This window comes from Pseudomonas sp. RL_105y_Pfl2_101 (assembly GCF_963970585.1).
In the GTDB taxonomy this organism is placed as follows: Bacteria; Pseudomonadota; Gammaproteobacteria; order Pseudomonadales; family Pseudomonadaceae; genus Aquipseudomonas.
On sequence record NZ_CAXAPG010000007.1, the window covers coordinates 36,210 to 50,540 of the forward strand.

Here is a 14,331-nt window from a genome sequence, read left to right on the forward strand (position 1 = left end):
TTTAGCGATATCGGGCAGCAGCGTTACAGATTACAAATCCTTAACGGTACGAACCTGATCCTTGTTCACGCGAGTCTGCTTGCCATCCAGTTGCTCGAACTCGTAGAAGCCGCTTTCTTCGTCGTAATGTGGCGTATCGACGGCCTGGATTTCGCGACCGTCATTCAAGGTGATCACTGTTGGCGAAGCGCACCCGGCAAGGGTGGCGAGGCCCAGAGCGAGCATGAACGTGGCGAGGGTCCGTTGTGTCATGTTGTTTCTCCGAAATGGATTCTTCAAGTTACTGACCTTCAGACGTATACATCGGGCGCAAGTTCCTGGCTAGTGTCAATCTGACACGCCCTTGTGTTCGGCCAGTAACGCCGGCGTGTTCAGATTTGCCAGGCGGGGATCGTCGGCTGGGCATTGCAGTGCAGCCGCGTGCAGTGCGCGCATGATACGACCGGGGCTGCGTTCGCCTTCGCGCCAGGCTTGTTCGAAGCTTGCCGCCAGGGCCAACGGGATGACACACAGCAGCGGCTCCCAGTGCTCGCCGTGCCGCACCATCAGCGGTTTGTCGGGGTGCTGGCTGGCCGTCTTGCGCATGTTGTCGAGCAGGCTTGAGTCTATTTGCGGTACGTCGCACGGCAGCACCAGCAAATACGGATGCTTCGCTGCCTTGAGGCCTGCCCTGATGCCTGCCAGCGGCCCGGGAAAGTCGCCTTCTTCGTCATGCACCAACTGATCGGCATACATCGCATAATGTTGCGGGTTGCGGTTGCAGGAGATGATCAGGTCATCGCTCATGGCCCGGGTCTGGCGATGGAGATGGGCAATCAGCGGTTCGCCCTGCCACGGCACCAGGCCTTTGTCCTGGCCGCCCATGCGTTGTCCGCGCCCGCCCGCCAAGAGCAGGATGGAGCAGGGTGGCAGCAACGTGTTCGAGGTCATGGCGTGTCTCCGCACGGGCGAAAAAATGAAGCGCTGTGATATAACACCGGGCTGTTTCCTTCACAACTGGACGAGCCTATGAAAGCCAAGGCTGATGTACCTTTCGTGCCGCTCAATATTGCGGTGCTGACTGTCAGTGATACCCGTACCCTGGAAACCGATACGTCCGGGCAGGTCTTCGTCGATCGGCTAACGGCGGCTGGCCACAACCTGGCGGCGCGGGTCCTGCTCAAAGATGATTTGTACAAGATCCGGGCGCAAGTCGCGACTTGGATCGCCGAGGATGTCGTGCAGGTGGTGTTGATCACTGGCGGCACCGGTTTCACGGGGCGTGACAGCACGCCGGAGGCCGTCACGTGCTTGCTGGACAAGCAGGTCGATGGCTTTGGCGAGTTGTTCCGGCAGATATCCGTGGCCGACATCGGCACTTCCACCGTGCAGTCCCGCGCGCTGGCCGGCCTGGCCAATGGCACGCTGGTGTGCTGCCTGCCAGGGTCGACCAACGCGGTGCGTACCGGATGGGATGGCATCCTGGCCGAACAACTGGATGTGCGGCATCGGCCGTGCAACTTCGTGGCTCATTTGAAACAGGCAGCGCCTTGTGAATCCCGTGGGTAAACCGGGCAAGGCCGGCGCCTTGATGGCCGTTGAGGTTGCGTTGGAGCGACTGCTCGAAATGGCGACGGCCACGCCGATTGTCCAGCGCGAGCATTTACCTTTGGCTGCGGCGTTAGGGCGAGTGCTCGCCGAGGATCTGGTGTCGACCCTTGATTTACCGCCATGGCCCAACAGCGCCATGGACGGTTATGCCTTGCGACTGGCTGACTGGAACGGCGAACCGTTGCAGGTCAGCCAGCGGATTTTTGCCGGGCAGACCCCAGAGCCGCTGGCCGTTGGCACATGTGCGCGGATCTTCACCGGGGCGCCAGTCCCTGCTGGAGCCGATTGCGTCGAGATGCAGGAAAATGCCGTGGTTGAAGACGACCAGCGGGTGCGGTTTACCGAGCCTATGGTCGGCGGACAGAACATTCGCCCCCAGGGGCAGGAGACCACCGTCGGCGAGCAGGTTCTCTCTGCCGGTACTCGCCTGGGGCCGATCGAACTGGGGCTGGCAGCCTCCTTGGGTTGTGCATCGCTGGAAGTGGTCCGCAAAGTCCGTGTCGCAGTCCTGTCCACGGGGGATGAGCTGGTCGAACCCGGTCAGGCGTTGGGCCCAGGCCAGATCTATAACAGCAACCGCGTGCTGCTGTGTGGGTGGCTGCAACGCATGGGTTGTGAAGTGATTGATGCGGGTATCCTGCCCGACGATTTACCGGCCACCCGCGAGCGCCTGGCACAGTTGTCGGATGTCGATCTGATCCTGTCCACCGGTGGGGTCTCGGTGGGGGAGGCGGATTTCCTGGGTGTCGCCTTGCGCGAGGACGGCGAGCTGGCGCTATGGAAACTCGCCATCAAGCCGGGTAAGCCGCTGACGTTCGGGCATTACCGTGGCGTGCCGGTCATAGGCCTGCCTGGAAACCCTGCCTCGACCCTCGTGACTTTTGCACTGCTGGCGCGGCCCTACCTGCTAAGACGCCAAGGCGTTCAATCGGTGGCGCCGCTCAAGTTCAAGGTGCCGGCCGGTTTCGCCTGGGCGAAGGCGGGCAGTCGACGAGAATACTTGCGAGGCCGCATGGAGAATGGTCGAGCGATCATCTACCGGAATCAAAGCTCGGGTGTCCTGCGCAGCGCAGCCTGGGCCGAAGGGCTGGTCGAAGTGCTCGAGGGACGGACGCTGGTGGAGGGCGATGAAGTGGGCTTCATTCCCTTGAGCGAAGTCCTGGGCTAGCGCTGTGGCAGGTATCCCGGGGCCCGAGTCGCATCCTCGGGCCTTCATGCGCCTCACCTTCATCGCGTGAGCAGCATCACCAATTGATCGAATCGATTGTTCGCAATCCAGCCCAGCAGGCCAAGCACCACCGCTGCAGCGCCAGCCGAATAGGCCAGCCTGTGGCGAATCACCTTAACGTCGGTGCGAATTTCATCCATGTCTTTGCGGATGTATTTGAGGTGGGTTTCCAGTTCAACGACGCGCGGTTCCAAATCAATTCCTCCAACGGGATTACTGCAACTTTTGCATTCGTTCTGAGTATCGGCCCGCCCGCTTCCAAGAGGCGCGCGCTGCCGGGGCAACAGCTTGTATTCACGGTTATGCATGGGACGGTTCATCCCTTTGTCCATAACTATTCGAGCGACTGATCCGGCCCCTGCGGGCCGTGACGTATCCATCCATGGGTAAGTACTTCCTTGTGTGATGAGGTTTTTAGCGTTCCAGCAAAACAGAAGGCCAAGGTGTCTCAATACCGCTAGAGGGTCAATTGAGCCGATTCGCCAGATCTTGTAAGAAAACTCTTCGAATCAAGACGTCCCGGTCGAACGAGCTGCCCTGCGGGTTTTCTTCCGGGGGGCAAGCCTTCCTGTTTTTTTAATAAATTGAAGTGTGGCGGGCTTTTTCGGTCGAATGAGCGGTCCCATTATCTGAGCCTTCCAATGACGGAGACAATGATGAGCAAAGGCAAGGCGCTGTTGATTTTGCATGGCAAGCAAGCGCTCAACGAAGAGGTTCGCACGGCAGTGATGCTCAAGCGTGAGCAGGGCTGGGACTTGGCGGTACGGTTGACCTGGGAGGCGGGTGATGCCCAACGATGCGTCGATGAAGCGCTGGAGGCCGGTTATACGCAACTGATCGCCGGCGGTGGCGATGGGAGCTTGCGTGATATTGCCGAAGCGATCTTCCGTCATTCGAGTGATGCCAGCCTGGTACTGCTGCCGCTGGGTACTGCCAACGATTTCGCCCGGGCGGCTGGTGTTCCGTTGGAGCCTGTGCAGGCCCTGGATTTGCTTGACGTTGCGCCGCAGGTCGTTGATGCGGGCGAAGTCTGCGGCCGGATTTTCCTGAACATGGCCACCGGCGGTTTCGGCAGCCAGGTGACGGCGAACACTTCCGAGGATCTGAAGAATGTCCTGGGAGGCGCGGCCTACCTGTTTACCGGCCTATCGCGATTCAATGAGCTGAGTGCCGCCTATGGTGAGTTACAAGGCCCCGATTTTCACTGGCAGGGCGATTTGCTCGCGCTGGGTATCGGCAATGGCCGGCAGGCAGGGGGAGGGCATGTGCTGTGCCCGCAGGCGTTGGTCAATGATGGGTTGCTGGACATCAGTATCTTGCCGGCGCCTCAGGAGGTTGTCAGCACGTTGAAGGACTTGCTCGCGGGTGGCCTGGGCATCGACAACATGTTTGTCCGCGCGCGCTTGCCATGGGTGGAGATCAAGGTCGCGCAAGGCCTGGATATCAATCTCGATGGCGAGCCGTTGCAGGTAGACGCTCTGCGCTTCACTGTCCACCCCAAAGCACTGCGCGTGCACCTGCCGCCCGATTCACCGCTGTTGGGTGGTGCGACGGCGCTCAATCGTCCAGGCTGATGATCTGTTCGCGCACCGCGAACAGCACAAGGCCGGCCACGTCATGGATCTGCAGGCGCTTCATGATTTGCGCCCGGTGGGTTTCCACGGTCTTGATGCTCAGGTTCAGGCCGTTGGCTATTTCCCGGGTGGACTTTCCGCGCACGATCAGCCGCAATATTTCCAACTGGCGTGCCGTCAGGTTATGAGCCCGGGCGGGGTCCGACTGAGTTTTCTGGACGCGGGTCAACGCCTGGTTGATCACGGTATGGGCGATGGCCGGGCTAAGGTAGCGTTCGTTGCTGCGCAGCGCCTCCAAGGCGTGTTTCAGCTCATTGGCGGTGGTGTCCTTGAGCAGGTAGCCATGGGCTCCGGATTCCAGCGCCCGCATGATCAGTGCCGGATCCGTATGCATGGACAGGATCAGTACCTTGCTGTGGGGGCGCACCCGCTTGAGCTGTTGCAAGGCGTCCAGGCCGCAGGTGTCCTTCATGGAAATGTCCAGCAGCACAATATCGGGGTTCAGCCGTTCGACCAGTTCGAGCAATTGCGTGCCATCACTGGCTTCACCGATGACGGCATAGCCCGGGATATCCATGACCAGCGCGCGTACGCCGGCCCTGATCAGGGAGTGGTCATCTACCAGAAGCAAATTACAAATCAAAGGAAAACCTTATTCTTACTGGCTCGTTCCAGGGCTCGCGGTGCCCAGGGAAAGCGTGCTTCGATGTGTGCGCCTTTGCCGGCCTCGCTGATGACCTTGAGGGTGCCGCCCAACTGTTCGACCCGCTCCGACATGCCGGCCATGCCTCGTTGACCTTCGCGGGCGGGGTGGGTGGCTGGGACAAACCCCTGGCCATCGTCGCTGATCAGCAGGGTCAGGCCGTCAGGCAGGCGTTGCAAGCGTACCAGCAGATTCGTCGCCCGGGCATGACGCAAGATGTTGGTGACCGCTTCCTGGGTAATCCGGAACACCGCAACCGACATTTCCTCCGGGATGCCTGCCATGCGTTGTTGGCAATCGAGGCTCCACTTCACCGGGGCATTGGCCAGCGTCTTGAGCAGGTGTGCCCGCAGGCTGGCTTCAAGCCCGAGGCTGGTCAGTTCCCTGGGGTTGAGAATCGCCGATACATCGCGGACCTTGTTGAGGGTTTCGTCCAGGGTCTCGCAGAGTAGTGCGCATTGGCCTTGCAATTCTTCCGGCATGCGCCGCTTGAGCCATTCTCCTTGCAGTTTCGCCGCGGTCAGCAACTGGCCAATGTCGTCGTGCAATTCGCGGCTGAGGCGATGGCGCTCGTTTTCCTGGACCTCAAGCAACCGGTCGGCCAATTCCTGAGGCTGGAACTTGATGGATTTGCGTGACAACCGATGGTGGATCCAGACACAGGTCATGGCCGCCACATTCAGTGCCAGCAGGCTCAACGGCACCGTAAGGGCGAACAGGTAGGCCAGTAGGCCGCCGACGGCCGAGCAGATGCACAGCAATAATGTGAAGCGACGGGCGTTTTCTCGGGAGGGAGGCCAGGTGATGAATGACTTGAGGCTGGCGTACATAGCGGATGGAGTCAATGAATGTTCGCTGCGGGCAGGCCGGTCAGCGCATCTGACAGGCCGGGACGGGTAAACGTTTCAGGTCGAAGGCGGCTTCGGTGGCGGCTTTGACGGCGCTGTCTTGAAGTGGCTGACGCGGGAGATAGTACCACTTCGCCTATCGTTGGTCGCGTTCGGCATGGCGTGGTGAAAGCGCTGCGAATCAGGTATGCCGCACTGAGCAGGTATCATCGTCTCAGGCTTGTTTCTGTGAGTAGGGTACCAACGCCAGAGGACCTGACGCTGCCAATGCCTGGCCAGGGTTCTGGCCTACCTGGAAAGCAAATGCCTCGATCAACGAGATCTGTTCACTGCTGTCCAGGCCCAACTGGCCGGTGGTGTGATCGACCAGTTCCAATTGCCAGGCCATCAGGGTTAAACAATCCTTCAGGGCGTCCAATGCCTGGTCATGCAATTCCATGTGGCTTTGCGCGTGACTGAGCAAACCATGGATGTGCAGTGAAAACTCCGAAACGGCTTCCAGCGCCAAGGCATTGGCCTTGTTCGACAGTTTCAGCAAGGTGCTGAGCATGCAATCGATGGCGTCCTTGTCGTTGTTGATCAATTGCAGATGGCTCAGGCATTCCTCCGACTTGGCCAGCAGCGTCTCGGCCTCGATCAGAAGCTCGGGAAGACGCTGACTCCAGTTACTACGATCGTTCGGCATGCTTATCTCCACAACATCATGTCAGGCGAAAGAAAACCGCTTATGGCGAACGGCTGGATCTCAAGGCCGACCGTGCTCGGACGCACGGCGACACGCCCTTGCCGTTCAGCGAAAGTGAATTCACAAACAATTGCACACGTGGGATCGGCCCAAAGGCTGAAGGTCCGATGTCCTATGGTCGCGCACAAAGGCCTGACTCCGTTCAGTAATGAGAATGGCGTCACATTAATGGCTATTGGATAACGGGAATATCAGGTTAGACCTGATTGTGTCTAGGGGAATCCCTTAGACAGGGGAACTTTGCACGCAAACCAGGGTCGCGCGACGGAGGGAAATTGCAGATGAGGTCGTGAAGCCAGTAAAGCATGATGTTAATGTGACATCAATGCCCCGCGCTTGTATTTTATCCGGGGGTCAAGATTCGGCTCGTGCAGCCGATATCTCTTTCATTGGATTCATCTGAATAAGCCCAGGAGTCATCGATGGCCGGCATTCTCGACACAGTAGATCAGCGAACCCAACTGGTGGGTGAGAATCGCCTGGAAATTCTCATGTTTCGCCTGGCGGGCCGACAGTTGTTCGCCATTAACGTGTTCAAGGTCCAGGAAGTGCTGCAACTGCCGAAGCTGACCCTGATGCCGCAGCGCCACCCGTTCGTGTGCGGTGTGGTCAATCTGCGGGGCCAGACGTTACCGGTGATCGACCTGTCCCAGGCCATTGGCATGCGTCCGCTGGTGCCGGGCCCCAACAGCACCATTATCGTGACCGAATACAACCGATCGGTTCAGGCATTTTTGGTAGGTGGTGTCGACCGCATCGTCAACTTGAACTGGGAAGCCATCCTGCCACCGCCGACCAGCGCTGGCCGCGAGCACTACCTGACGGCCATCAGCAAGGTGGACGATCAGTTGGTAGAAATCATCGACGTGGAAAAAGTCCTGGCCGAAATCGTGCCGTACAACGCCAAGGTCTCCCGGGACAAGCTAGAAGACCCGGTGCTGGAGCGCGCCCGTGGTCGCGAAGTGTTGCTGGTGGACGACTCCAACGTCGCGCTCTCGCAACTGCGCGATACCCTGGGGCAACTGGGCGTGAAAATGCACATCGCCAGCGACGGCCTCAAAGCCCTGAACATGCTCAAGGCCTGGGCCGATACCGGCGAGGTGATGACCGATAAATTGCTGATGGTCTTCACCGACGCGGAAATGCCGGAAATGGACGGCTATCGCCTGACCACCGAAATCCGCAACGACCCGCGTTTGCGTGGACTCTATGTCGTACTGCACACCTCGCTGTCCGGCAGCTTCAACGATTCGATGGTCAAGAAGGTCGGTTGCGACAACTTCCTCTCCAAGTTCCAGCCGGACAAGCTGGTCGATGTGGTGCGCCAGCGGTTGATGCTCGACTGAAGCCGATGTTGGTTTGCTTCAATGGCCGGCTCGTATAAGGTGGCATTTTTTCGCCACCAGGGAAGTTGACCATGTTGCGGCTCAGTGCGCTGTATCGGTATCCGTTGAAGTCCGGCAAGGGCCAGCCCCTGCAAGGGATTGGCCTGGACAAACTGGGGCTGGACGGTGATCGGCGCTGGATGCTGGTGGATGAGGGCACGGGGCGTTTCCTGACCCAACGAGCCGTGGCGAAGCTGAGCCAGCTCTCAGCCTTGTGGAACGAAGCGGGCGGCCTGACGCTCAGCGCGCCGGGTCATGGCGCCATCGACGTGCCGCTACCCTCCGCAGTGGAGCAGCAGCGGCGCGGGGTAATCATCTGGCGTGACAGCATGCGTGTGCCGGATGCCGGTGACGAGGCCGCGGCCTGGGTCAGCGAATTCATCGGCAATCCTACCCGCCTGGTGCATGTGCCGGTGGATCTGGCGCGTACCACCGCCGCCGGTTATGGCAAGGATGATGACAAGGTCGCCTTTGCCGATGGTTTCCCCCTGCTGTTGATTGGCCAGGCGTCCTTGCAGGACCTGTCGAGTCGGGTCGGTCGTTCGCTGGAAATGTTGCGTTTTCGCCCCAACCTGGTGGTCGAGGGCAGCGAGGCGTTTGCCGAGGACGGTTGGAAGCGCATTCGTATCGGCGAGGTTGAGTTCCGGCTGGTCAAGCCCTGCTCGCGGTGCATCATGACCACGGTCGATCCGCAAACCGGCGAACGCGATCCGAATCGCGAACCCTTTGCTACGTTGCAGCAATACCGTTCGACACCCGACGGTGCGATGTTCGGCCAGAACCTGGTCAACGACAGCAACGGTCGGCTTGAAGTCGGCATGCCGGTTGAAGTGCTCGAATAAAAAGACCTGTAAACAAAAATGCCCGTGTCACTGGATACGGGCATTTTTGTTTATCTCGCAACAGTTTTTCTAGCTTTGGTGGCGAGGGAGATCCCGTTGGGCTGCGATCGTTTGATCTTTCGCTTGAGATTCATGTGTCCGGGGAAAGATCGGCTCGAGCGCTCCTACATCGCCACGGGTTGTGAGGGCAGGCTTAGCCGCGGTACTCACACAGGTAAGCGGTATCGATGGTCACTTTGATTTGGAACTTGCTGTTGGCCGGTACATTGAACTGGCTGCCGGCCTCGAAGGTCTCCCAGTCGGTGCTGTCAGGCAGCTTCACGGTCAGGGCGCCGGAGACCACGTGCATGATTTCCCGTTGGGCCGTGCCGAACTCATATTCGCCCGGTGCCATGACGCCGATGGTCGCAGGGCCTTCGGCAGTGCCAAAAGCGATCGACTTGACGGTGCCGTCGAAGTACTCGTTGACTTTAAACATGGGCGATTCCTCGAAAAAGGGGCTGGAAAAGGCCGGCCAGTATGCACAAGGCTTCAACATTCGTCATCTGCTGCACTGGGAGGGGGCTGCCGCTCAACCCGGAAGCACCAGGGGCAACAACCGTGCGGTATTTCGGGCATCTTCCAGCGCACGGTGTTGTTGACCGCAGAATTGCAGGCCAGCCAGTTGCAGCGCGCCATTGAGCCCCAGCGGTCGCTCCAGTCGACGGGCCTTGGCGAAGCGTTGCTTGAGGTTCATGTGCGGGACCTGGCCGAGGACGCTGTGCAACTGCTGGTGCTGCCATTCCTGAAGCAGTTGCTTGCGGTCGTAATCGCCCCAACTGACCCAGCTTTCCAGCTTCGACTGATACGGCGCCAGCCAGCGCTCGAACGCCGGCCAGACCTCGGTCAAGGGCGCGGCACTGGCGATATTGGCCTGGGTGATGCGGGTCAGCTCGCGACAGAAAGGCGTGAGCAGCGGTCGCCTCAGGGGCCGCACGAAGCGCTGGAAATGATCCACTTCGCGACCGTCACGATTCACCAGCGTGGCGCCGATTTCGATAATTTCCATTTCGGTTACCGGCCAGCCCCCTTCATCGGTGGTGGCCTCCAGATCAATCACCAGCCAGTGAGGCATTGCAGGGTTCCCGGTATCGGCGTGCTGATGGGTTTGAGCGTAGTCAAACCCTCGGCATCCGACTAGTGGGTCATTTCAACGCGCAACAAAACCTGGCGTTTTTTCATCTGGTCGCTGCGCGTGACCTGCAATTGCCTGACCACGACGCTGTCCACCACGCGGCCGGTGATCACGACATCGGCACCCAGGCGCAACGCTTCGACGATGCCGGGCGCGCCGAGATAGGCGCTGATGGACACGCACGCGGGCGGCAGGGGCTCGCCACTGAACATTTCTCGGATGCCCTGGGCGGCGAGCCGTTCGAATTGCGGTTGCAGTTCATCGCCCAGCAGCACGGCGATCTTCAACGGCACGTCCGCCTGATCGCAGGCCGCTCGAAGAGTCCTTCAGGCGCGCCCCGCCATGATCGACATCGTCACCTCGACCAGGTAGTCGAACACCCGGTAATCCAGCGCCCCGCCCTCGATCAGTTGCGCCGCCGCAGTACAGGTATCGCCCTAGAAGGCGCTGGCGCAACCGATACGGATCGTTTTTGGCATGGCGTTCCCTCCGGCAAAGATGGTTCGAGGCTGCCAAGCAAGCGCTTGGTTTGTAAGCGGCCGCTGGTTCTTCTGGCCGAGCGCTTGCTTGGTCGCCTCGGGCAGCTTAAATTGCCCGGGCCACTGATGGTTTGATGTGCACTGTTCGCGCGTGGATTGATCGACTGTAGGAGAGAATGGGTGGACGAGCAAAAAGCCCTGGGCGTGATGCGCGAGTTGGTCGACAACGGGCAACTGACCGACCCGGACAGTGCTCGCGGCAAACTGCTCCAGACCGCCGCCCACCTGTTTCGCAACAAAGGCTTCGAGCGCACCACGGTGCGGGACCTGGCCAGTGCCGTGGGTATTCAATCGGGCAGCATCTTTCACCATTTCAAGAGCAAGGACGAAATTCTGCGGGCGGTGATGGAAGACACCCTGCGCTACAACACCGCATTGATGCGCGCCGCCCTGGTCGAGGCCGACAGCGTGCCTGAGCGGGTATTGGCGCTGATCCGCTGCGAATTGCAGTCGATCATGGGCGGCACCGGCGAGGCCATGGCGGTGCTGGTCTATGAGTGGCGTTCACTGTCGCAGGACGGGCAGCGACACGTGCTGGCCCTGCGTGATATTTATGAAGACTTGTGGCTCGAGGTCCTGGGCCAGGCCAAGGAGGCCGGGTATATTCGTGGGGACGTGTTCATTACCCGGCGGTTCCTCACGGGAGCGTTGTCCTGGACCACCACCTGGTTTCGCGCCGAAGGCAGCCTGAGCCTCGATGAGCTGGCCGAGCAAGCCCTGATCCTGGTGCTTGAAGAAAAACAATAATCGAGCAATGCCTTAAATGACCGTGTGTGGCTGGCTAAGTGGCTGAAACCGCCTAGTTTGATTGTTATTGATGGGGACTTTTGGGGAGTGGGTTATCTTGACGTTTTCGCCGATGGGGATGACTTCGCGTCTGCTGCTGGCTGTTCTGGCCGTTTTCCTGGCCTTGCCGACCGAGGCCGCGCAACTGGTACGGATCGGCGCGGCGCATTTTCCGCCTTATACCGTTCGTCCCGAGAAGGGCGCTGACACCGGCCTGCTGCCGCAAATGGTCGAGGCCTTGAACCAGTCGCAAAGCGACTATCAGTTCGTGCTGGTGCCGACATCGATCCCACGCCGCTTCAATGACTTCAAGCAGGGCCGTGTCGACATGGCGATTTTCGAGAACCCCGAGTGGGGCTGGCAAGATATACCGCACACCTCGGTAGACATGGGCCTGGAGGATGCGGAAGTCTTCGTCGCCGAGCGCAAGCCGGATCGACAGCAAGCTTATTTCATCGACCTCAGGGGCAAGCGCCTGGCCTTGTTCAGCGGTTATCACTACGCCTTTGCCGAATTCAACGCCGATCCCAAGTTCCTTATCGGCCAATACAACGCCACGTTGACGTACTCCCATGACAGCAACCTGCTGATGGTCTTGCGCGGGCGCGCGGACATCGCCCTGGTGACCCGTTCATATCTTAACGATTACGTGCTGCGCAATCCCGAAGTCGGCCCGCAATTGCTGGTGTCTGAACGCATTGATCAGATTTACCACCATTACGCGCTGATCCGCCCGCAAGCGCCCATTTCCAGTGAGGCGTTTGCCCAGTTGCTGCAAATGTTGCGGGACAACGGCCAGTTGCTGAAGATTTTCCAGCCCTACCAAATTCATCTGGTGTCCATGCATTCACATTGAATGCGCCACTAAATTTCCCTTCCCGGCTCACGTCCCACGTTGACTACCGACGAATACGCGAGCCCCTCCCATGTCCAACCTCAAGCCCCCGACGACGCTGCCCCTGCCTGGCGGCCGTCGCCTCGGCGCCGATGAAACCGAACGCCACCTGAGCCTGATGCTTGAAGGTGCGCCACTGATCCGGCTGCGCCTTGCGCGCGGTCCGGAGTTGCACGTGCACTTGCAGGAAATCAACGACCGACCGGTGGGCCCGGCGCTGTGGGCGGCCTGCTATTGGCTGTTTGCTCGCGACCCCGACTGCCAGCGCCTGACCTGGCACCTTGACGAGCGTCCCGGCGAAGCCTTGCTCAGCGGTTTGTTGACAGCCGCTGAACGTGCCGGTGAATACGTTTGCGAGCGCACGATGTTCTGGCAATTGCCGCAGCCCTGGCTGGGCGTGTCGTTCAATGGCAGTTACCCGCAACACATGACCATCACCGATGGCCAGCGCCATCCACGCCGGCCCATCAAGCCTCGTGGCGAGGTGTACCGGCGTTTCGATGCACGGCTGGGCGCCTGGGTGTCCTTGCGTACCTTGGAAATCGAGCAGGACCTTACGCGTTTCAACCGCTGGCAGAACAGCCCGCGTGTGGCGAGTTTCTGGCAGGAGGAGGGCAGCCTGGAACAGCATCGCGAATACCTGGGCAAGCTGCAGGCCGATCCCCGGGTCTTGACCCTGATCGGCTGTTTCGATGACCAGCCGTTCGCTTATTTCGAAGCCTATTGGGCCAAGGAGGATCGGATCGCACCGTTCTATGACGCCGGCAACTACGATCGCGGCATCCACATGCTGGTGGGTGAAGAGCAACACCGGGGGCCGCACAAGGTGGCCAGTTGGTTGTCGGCGCTGGTGCATTACTTGTTCCTGGACGACCCGCGCACCCAGCGCGTGGTCGCCGAGCCTCGGGCCGACAACGCCCGGATGATCGGACACCTGCACAACCAGTGCTTCCATTGTGAAAAGGAATTCGACTTTCCCCACAAGCGCGCGGCGCTGATGATCCTGGGGCGAGAGCGGTTTTTTGATCGGTGTGGGTTGATGTGAGGTTTGGCATGGGGCAGGTGGCGGTCATCAGGTCGCCATCGCGGGCAAGCCTTGCTCCCACCGGCTCCGGGTTTCACACACTATCTGCCTGCCAGAAAAACCTTTGGGAGCAAGGCTTGCCCGCGATGGCGCCGGAACTGACGCCTCATATCACCGCCGGGCGAAAGTATCGCCCCGAACCCCCGACACCTTGCGGCAATGCACCAGGGCATCGCGGATCATGAAGTTCACCAGGGTCGGCGAGACCCCCAGTTCCTTGGCGATGTCCTTCTGTGGCACGCCATGCAGGCGATACATCTCGAAGGCATAGCGGGTGCGGCTGGGCAGTTCGGTCAGCGCGTCGGCGATGTGCTCCAGCGTGGAGAAGTTGATATGGGAGGTTTCTGGCGAAGCACCCTGGATCACCACGTTCAACCCTTCCTCTTCCGGCCCCGAGTATTTCTGTTCCAGCGCCTGCTTGCGGTAGTGGTCGATCGCCAGGTTGCGCACGATCTGGAACAGATAACTGAGCTGCGCTTTGAACGAGGAGGTGATCTGGGGCGCCGATTGCAGCCGGAAAAACGCGTCCTGCACCACATCTTCCGCACGGGATCGGCAGCCGGTAATGCGCGCTGCGATCTTGACCAGGATCAACCGGTTATCAACGAATGCCTGGAGTAACGGTGAGTCGCACCTGCTTGTGGATACTTGTTCCGTCATGGAATTCACCTTGCTGCAAAAAGTTAGCAGGACGTCGGGATGCCGCACTCGTCCTACACATCGAGCGCCAAATTAGGCTTAATGATAATGATTGTCAATTGAGAAGAAGAACTATTGAATATTTTAAGTCCGCCTTGGTGCTGCGACCCATTGCCGCGGCGCGTGGCCGTCGGATGCTTCGGTGCGATGCTTGGGTGAGTAGGCTCCGTGACTAATTATTGGTCGGGACTATCCGTTCCCATGGGTGACAACTTGCAAGCCGAATCCAGGCAGGAACC

General features: G+C 59.8%; 17 protein-coding genes and 1 pseudogene. 8 read left to right on the forward strand and 10 right to left on the reverse strand.

Annotated features, from left to right (window positions below):
* Window positions 1–30 precede the first annotated feature (30 nt).
* Both AACY31_RS10605 and mobA read right to left on the reverse strand, forming a co-directional pair.
* The gene (locus tag AACY31_RS10605; RefSeq protein ID WP_003199454.1) at window positions 31–252 is read right to left on the reverse strand and encodes a YgdI/YgdR family lipoprotein; all 222 of its coding nucleotides are present in this window, start codon (window positions 250–252) and stop codon (window positions 31–33) included.
* Window positions 253–327: 75 nt separating this feature from the next.
* A complete protein-coding gene (gene mobA / locus AACY31_RS10610; RefSeq protein ID WP_339491331.1) occupies window positions 328–930 on the reverse strand; it encodes a molybdenum cofactor guanylyltransferase MobA in 603 nt (200 codons plus the stop codon).
* A gap of 78 nt (window positions 931–1,008) precedes the next feature.
* Between mobA and moaB the strand changes: the two genes are divergently transcribed.
* Window positions 1,009–1,548, forward strand: coding sequence for a molybdenum cofactor biosynthesis protein B (moaB, locus tag AACY31_RS10615; RefSeq protein WP_053120541.1), 540 nt, complete (start codon window positions 1,009–1,011; stop codon window positions 1,546–1,548).
* 22 nt (window positions 1,549–1,570) lie between these two features.
* Window positions 1,571–2,758 carry a molybdopterin molybdotransferase MoeA gene (locus tag AACY31_RS10620; RefSeq protein WP_339477052.1) on the forward strand — a complete coding sequence of 396 codons (1,188 nt, stop codon included), beginning with the start codon at window positions 1,571–1,573 and terminating at the stop codon, window positions 2,756–2,758.
* A 59-nt stretch (window positions 2,759–2,817) separates the two neighbouring features.
* Here AACY31_RS10620 and AACY31_RS10625 read toward each other — a convergent pair whose 3' ends face one another.
* Entirely contained in the window at window positions 2,818–3,126 is a 309-nt protein-coding gene (locus tag AACY31_RS10625; RefSeq protein WP_339477053.1) for a hypothetical protein, read from the reverse strand.
* Window positions 3,127–3,474: 348 nt separating this feature from the next.
* Here AACY31_RS10625 and yegS point away from each other — a divergent pair, with 348 nt between their 5' ends.
* On the forward strand, window positions 3,475–4,392 hold the full coding sequence (yegS, locus tag AACY31_RS10630; RefSeq protein WP_339491330.1) for a lipid kinase YegS: 918 nt from the start codon (window positions 3,475–3,477) through the stop codon (window positions 4,390–4,392).
* Here yegS and AACY31_RS10635 read toward each other — a convergent pair.
* The 3 genes from AACY31_RS10635 to AACY31_RS10645 form a co-directional block, all read right to left on the reverse strand.
* Window positions 4,376–5,035: a response regulator transcription factor gene (locus AACY31_RS10635; protein ID WP_339476583.1), complete on the reverse strand. Its 660-nt coding sequence runs from the start codon at window positions 5,033–5,035 to the stop codon at window positions 4,376–4,378. The genes yegS and AACY31_RS10635 overlap by 17 nt on opposite strands.
* Entirely contained in the window at window positions 5,032–5,925 is an 894-nt protein-coding gene (locus AACY31_RS10640) for a sensor histidine kinase (protein WP_339477055.1), read from the reverse strand. Before AACY31_RS10640 ends, AACY31_RS10635 begins: the two co-directional genes overlap by 4 nt.
* Before the next feature lie 232 nt (window positions 5,926–6,157).
* A complete protein-coding gene (locus AACY31_RS10645) occupies window positions 6,158–6,628 on the reverse strand; it encodes a hypothetical protein (RefSeq protein WP_339476586.1) in 471 nt (156 codons plus the stop codon).
* A gap of 482 nt (window positions 6,629–7,110) precedes the next feature.
* Between AACY31_RS10645 and AACY31_RS10650 the strand changes: the two genes are divergently transcribed.
* Window positions 7,111–8,034, forward strand: a complete 924-nt coding sequence (locus tag AACY31_RS10650) for a chemotaxis protein CheV (protein ID WP_339504410.1) — start codon at window positions 7,111–7,113, stop codon at window positions 8,032–8,034.
* A gap of 71 nt (window positions 8,035–8,105) precedes the next feature.
* Entirely contained in the window at window positions 8,106–8,915 is an 810-nt protein-coding gene (locus AACY31_RS10655; protein ID WP_339476589.1) for an MOSC domain-containing protein, read from the forward strand.
* Window positions 8,916–9,108: 193 nt separating this feature from the next.
* Here AACY31_RS10655 and ppnP read toward each other — a convergent pair whose 3' ends face one another.
* From ppnP to AACY31_RS10670, 3 genes and pseudogenes are all read right to left on the reverse strand, one after another.
* Window positions 9,109–9,393, reverse strand: a complete 285-nt coding sequence (gene ppnP, locus AACY31_RS10660) for a pyrimidine/purine nucleoside phosphorylase (RefSeq protein ID WP_339476590.1) — start codon at window positions 9,391–9,393, stop codon at window positions 9,109–9,111.
* 93 nt (window positions 9,394–9,486) lie between these two features.
* Window positions 9,487–10,029 carry an exonuclease domain-containing protein gene (locus AACY31_RS10665; protein ID WP_339476593.1) on the reverse strand — a complete coding sequence of 181 codons (543 nt, stop codon included), beginning with the start codon at window positions 10,027–10,029 and terminating at the stop codon, window positions 9,487–9,489.
* A 137-nt stretch (window positions 10,030–10,166) separates the two neighbouring features.
* Window positions 10,167–10,568, reverse strand: a pseudogene (locus AACY31_RS10670) (acyclic terpene utilization AtuA family protein); the annotation flags it as partial.
* A 180-nt stretch (window positions 10,569–10,748) separates the two neighbouring features.
* Here AACY31_RS10670 and AACY31_RS10675 point away from each other — a divergent pair.
* From AACY31_RS10675 to AACY31_RS10685, 3 genes are all read left to right on the forward strand, one after another.
* A complete protein-coding gene (locus AACY31_RS10675; RefSeq protein WP_339476595.1) occupies window positions 10,749–11,375 on the forward strand; it encodes a TetR/AcrR family transcriptional regulator in 627 nt (208 codons plus the stop codon).
* 118 nt (window positions 11,376–11,493) lie between these two features.
* Window positions 11,494–12,270: a substrate-binding periplasmic protein gene (locus tag AACY31_RS10680; RefSeq protein WP_339477058.1), complete on the forward strand. Its 777-nt coding sequence runs from the start codon at window positions 11,494–11,496 to the stop codon at window positions 12,268–12,270.
* Window positions 12,271–12,340: 70 nt separating this feature from the next.
* Window positions 12,341–13,354 carry a GNAT family N-acetyltransferase gene (locus AACY31_RS10685; protein ID WP_339476598.1) on the forward strand — a complete coding sequence of 338 codons (1,014 nt, stop codon included), beginning with the start codon at window positions 12,341–12,343 and terminating at the stop codon, window positions 13,352–13,354.
* Between the two features lie 150 nt (window positions 13,355–13,504).
* On the opposite strand, the gene AACY31_RS10690 is transcribed toward AACY31_RS10685, so the two are convergent.
* Window positions 13,505–14,053: an RNA polymerase factor sigma-70 gene (locus AACY31_RS10690; protein WP_024619408.1), complete on the reverse strand. Its 549-nt coding sequence runs from the start codon at window positions 14,051–14,053 to the stop codon at window positions 13,505–13,507.
* Between the last annotated feature and the right edge of the window lie 278 nt (window positions 14,054–14,331).

What these genes read in the sequence shown, in the direction of transcription:
- AACY31_RS10655 (WP_339476589.1), top strand. Translation starts at nt 8,106, where the DNA reads ATGTTGCGGCTCAGTGCGCTGTATCGGTATCCGTTGAAGTCCGGCAAG.
- AACY31_RS10620 (WP_339477052.1), top strand. Translation starts at nt 1,571, where the DNA reads ATGGCCGTTGAGGTTGCGTTGGAGCGACTGCTCGAAATGGCGACGGCC.
- yegS (WP_339491330.1), top strand. Translation starts at nt 3,475, where the DNA reads ATGAGCAAAGGCAAGGCGCTGTTGATTTTGCATGGCAAGCAAGCGCTC.
- mobA (WP_339491331.1), bottom strand. Translation starts at nt 930, where the DNA reads ATGACCTCGAACACGTTGCTGCCACCCTGCTCCATCCTGCTCTTGGCG.
- AACY31_RS10645 (WP_339476586.1), bottom strand. Translation starts at nt 6,628, where the DNA reads ATGCCGAACGATCGTAGTAACTGGAGTCAGCGTCTTCCCGAGCTTCTG.
- AACY31_RS10650 (WP_339504410.1), top strand. Translation starts at nt 7,111, where the DNA reads ATGGCCGGCATTCTCGACACAGTAGATCAGCGAACCCAACTGGTGGGT.
- AACY31_RS10640 (WP_339477055.1), bottom strand. Translation starts at nt 5,925, where the DNA reads ATGTACGCCAGCCTCAAGTCATTCATCACCTGGCCTCCCTCCCGAGAA.
- moaB (WP_053120541.1), top strand. Translation starts at nt 1,009, where the DNA reads ATGAAAGCCAAGGCTGATGTACCTTTCGTGCCGCTCAATATTGCGGTG.
- AACY31_RS10685 (WP_339476598.1), top strand. Translation starts at nt 12,341, where the DNA reads ATGTCCAACCTCAAGCCCCCGACGACGCTGCCCCTGCCTGGCGGCCGT.
- AACY31_RS10605 (WP_003199454.1), bottom strand. Translation starts at nt 252, where the DNA reads ATGACACAACGGACCCTCGCCACGTTCATGCTCGCTCTGGGCCTCGCC.
- ppnP (WP_339476590.1), bottom strand. Translation starts at nt 9,393, where the DNA reads ATGTTTAAAGTCAACGAGTACTTCGACGGCACCGTCAAGTCGATCGCT.
- AACY31_RS10680 (WP_339477058.1), top strand. Translation starts at nt 11,494, where the DNA reads ATGACTTCGCGTCTGCTGCTGGCTGTTCTGGCCGTTTTCCTGGCCTTG.
- AACY31_RS10625 (WP_339477053.1), bottom strand. Translation starts at nt 3,126, where the DNA reads ATGCATAACCGTGAATACAAGCTGTTGCCCCGGCAGCGCGCGCCTCTT.
- AACY31_RS10690 (WP_024619408.1), bottom strand. Translation starts at nt 14,053, where the DNA reads ATGACGGAACAAGTATCCACAAGCAGGTGCGACTCACCGTTACTCCAG.
- AACY31_RS10665 (WP_339476593.1), bottom strand. Translation starts at nt 10,029, where the DNA reads ATGCCTCACTGGCTGGTGATTGATCTGGAGGCCACCACCGATGAAGGG.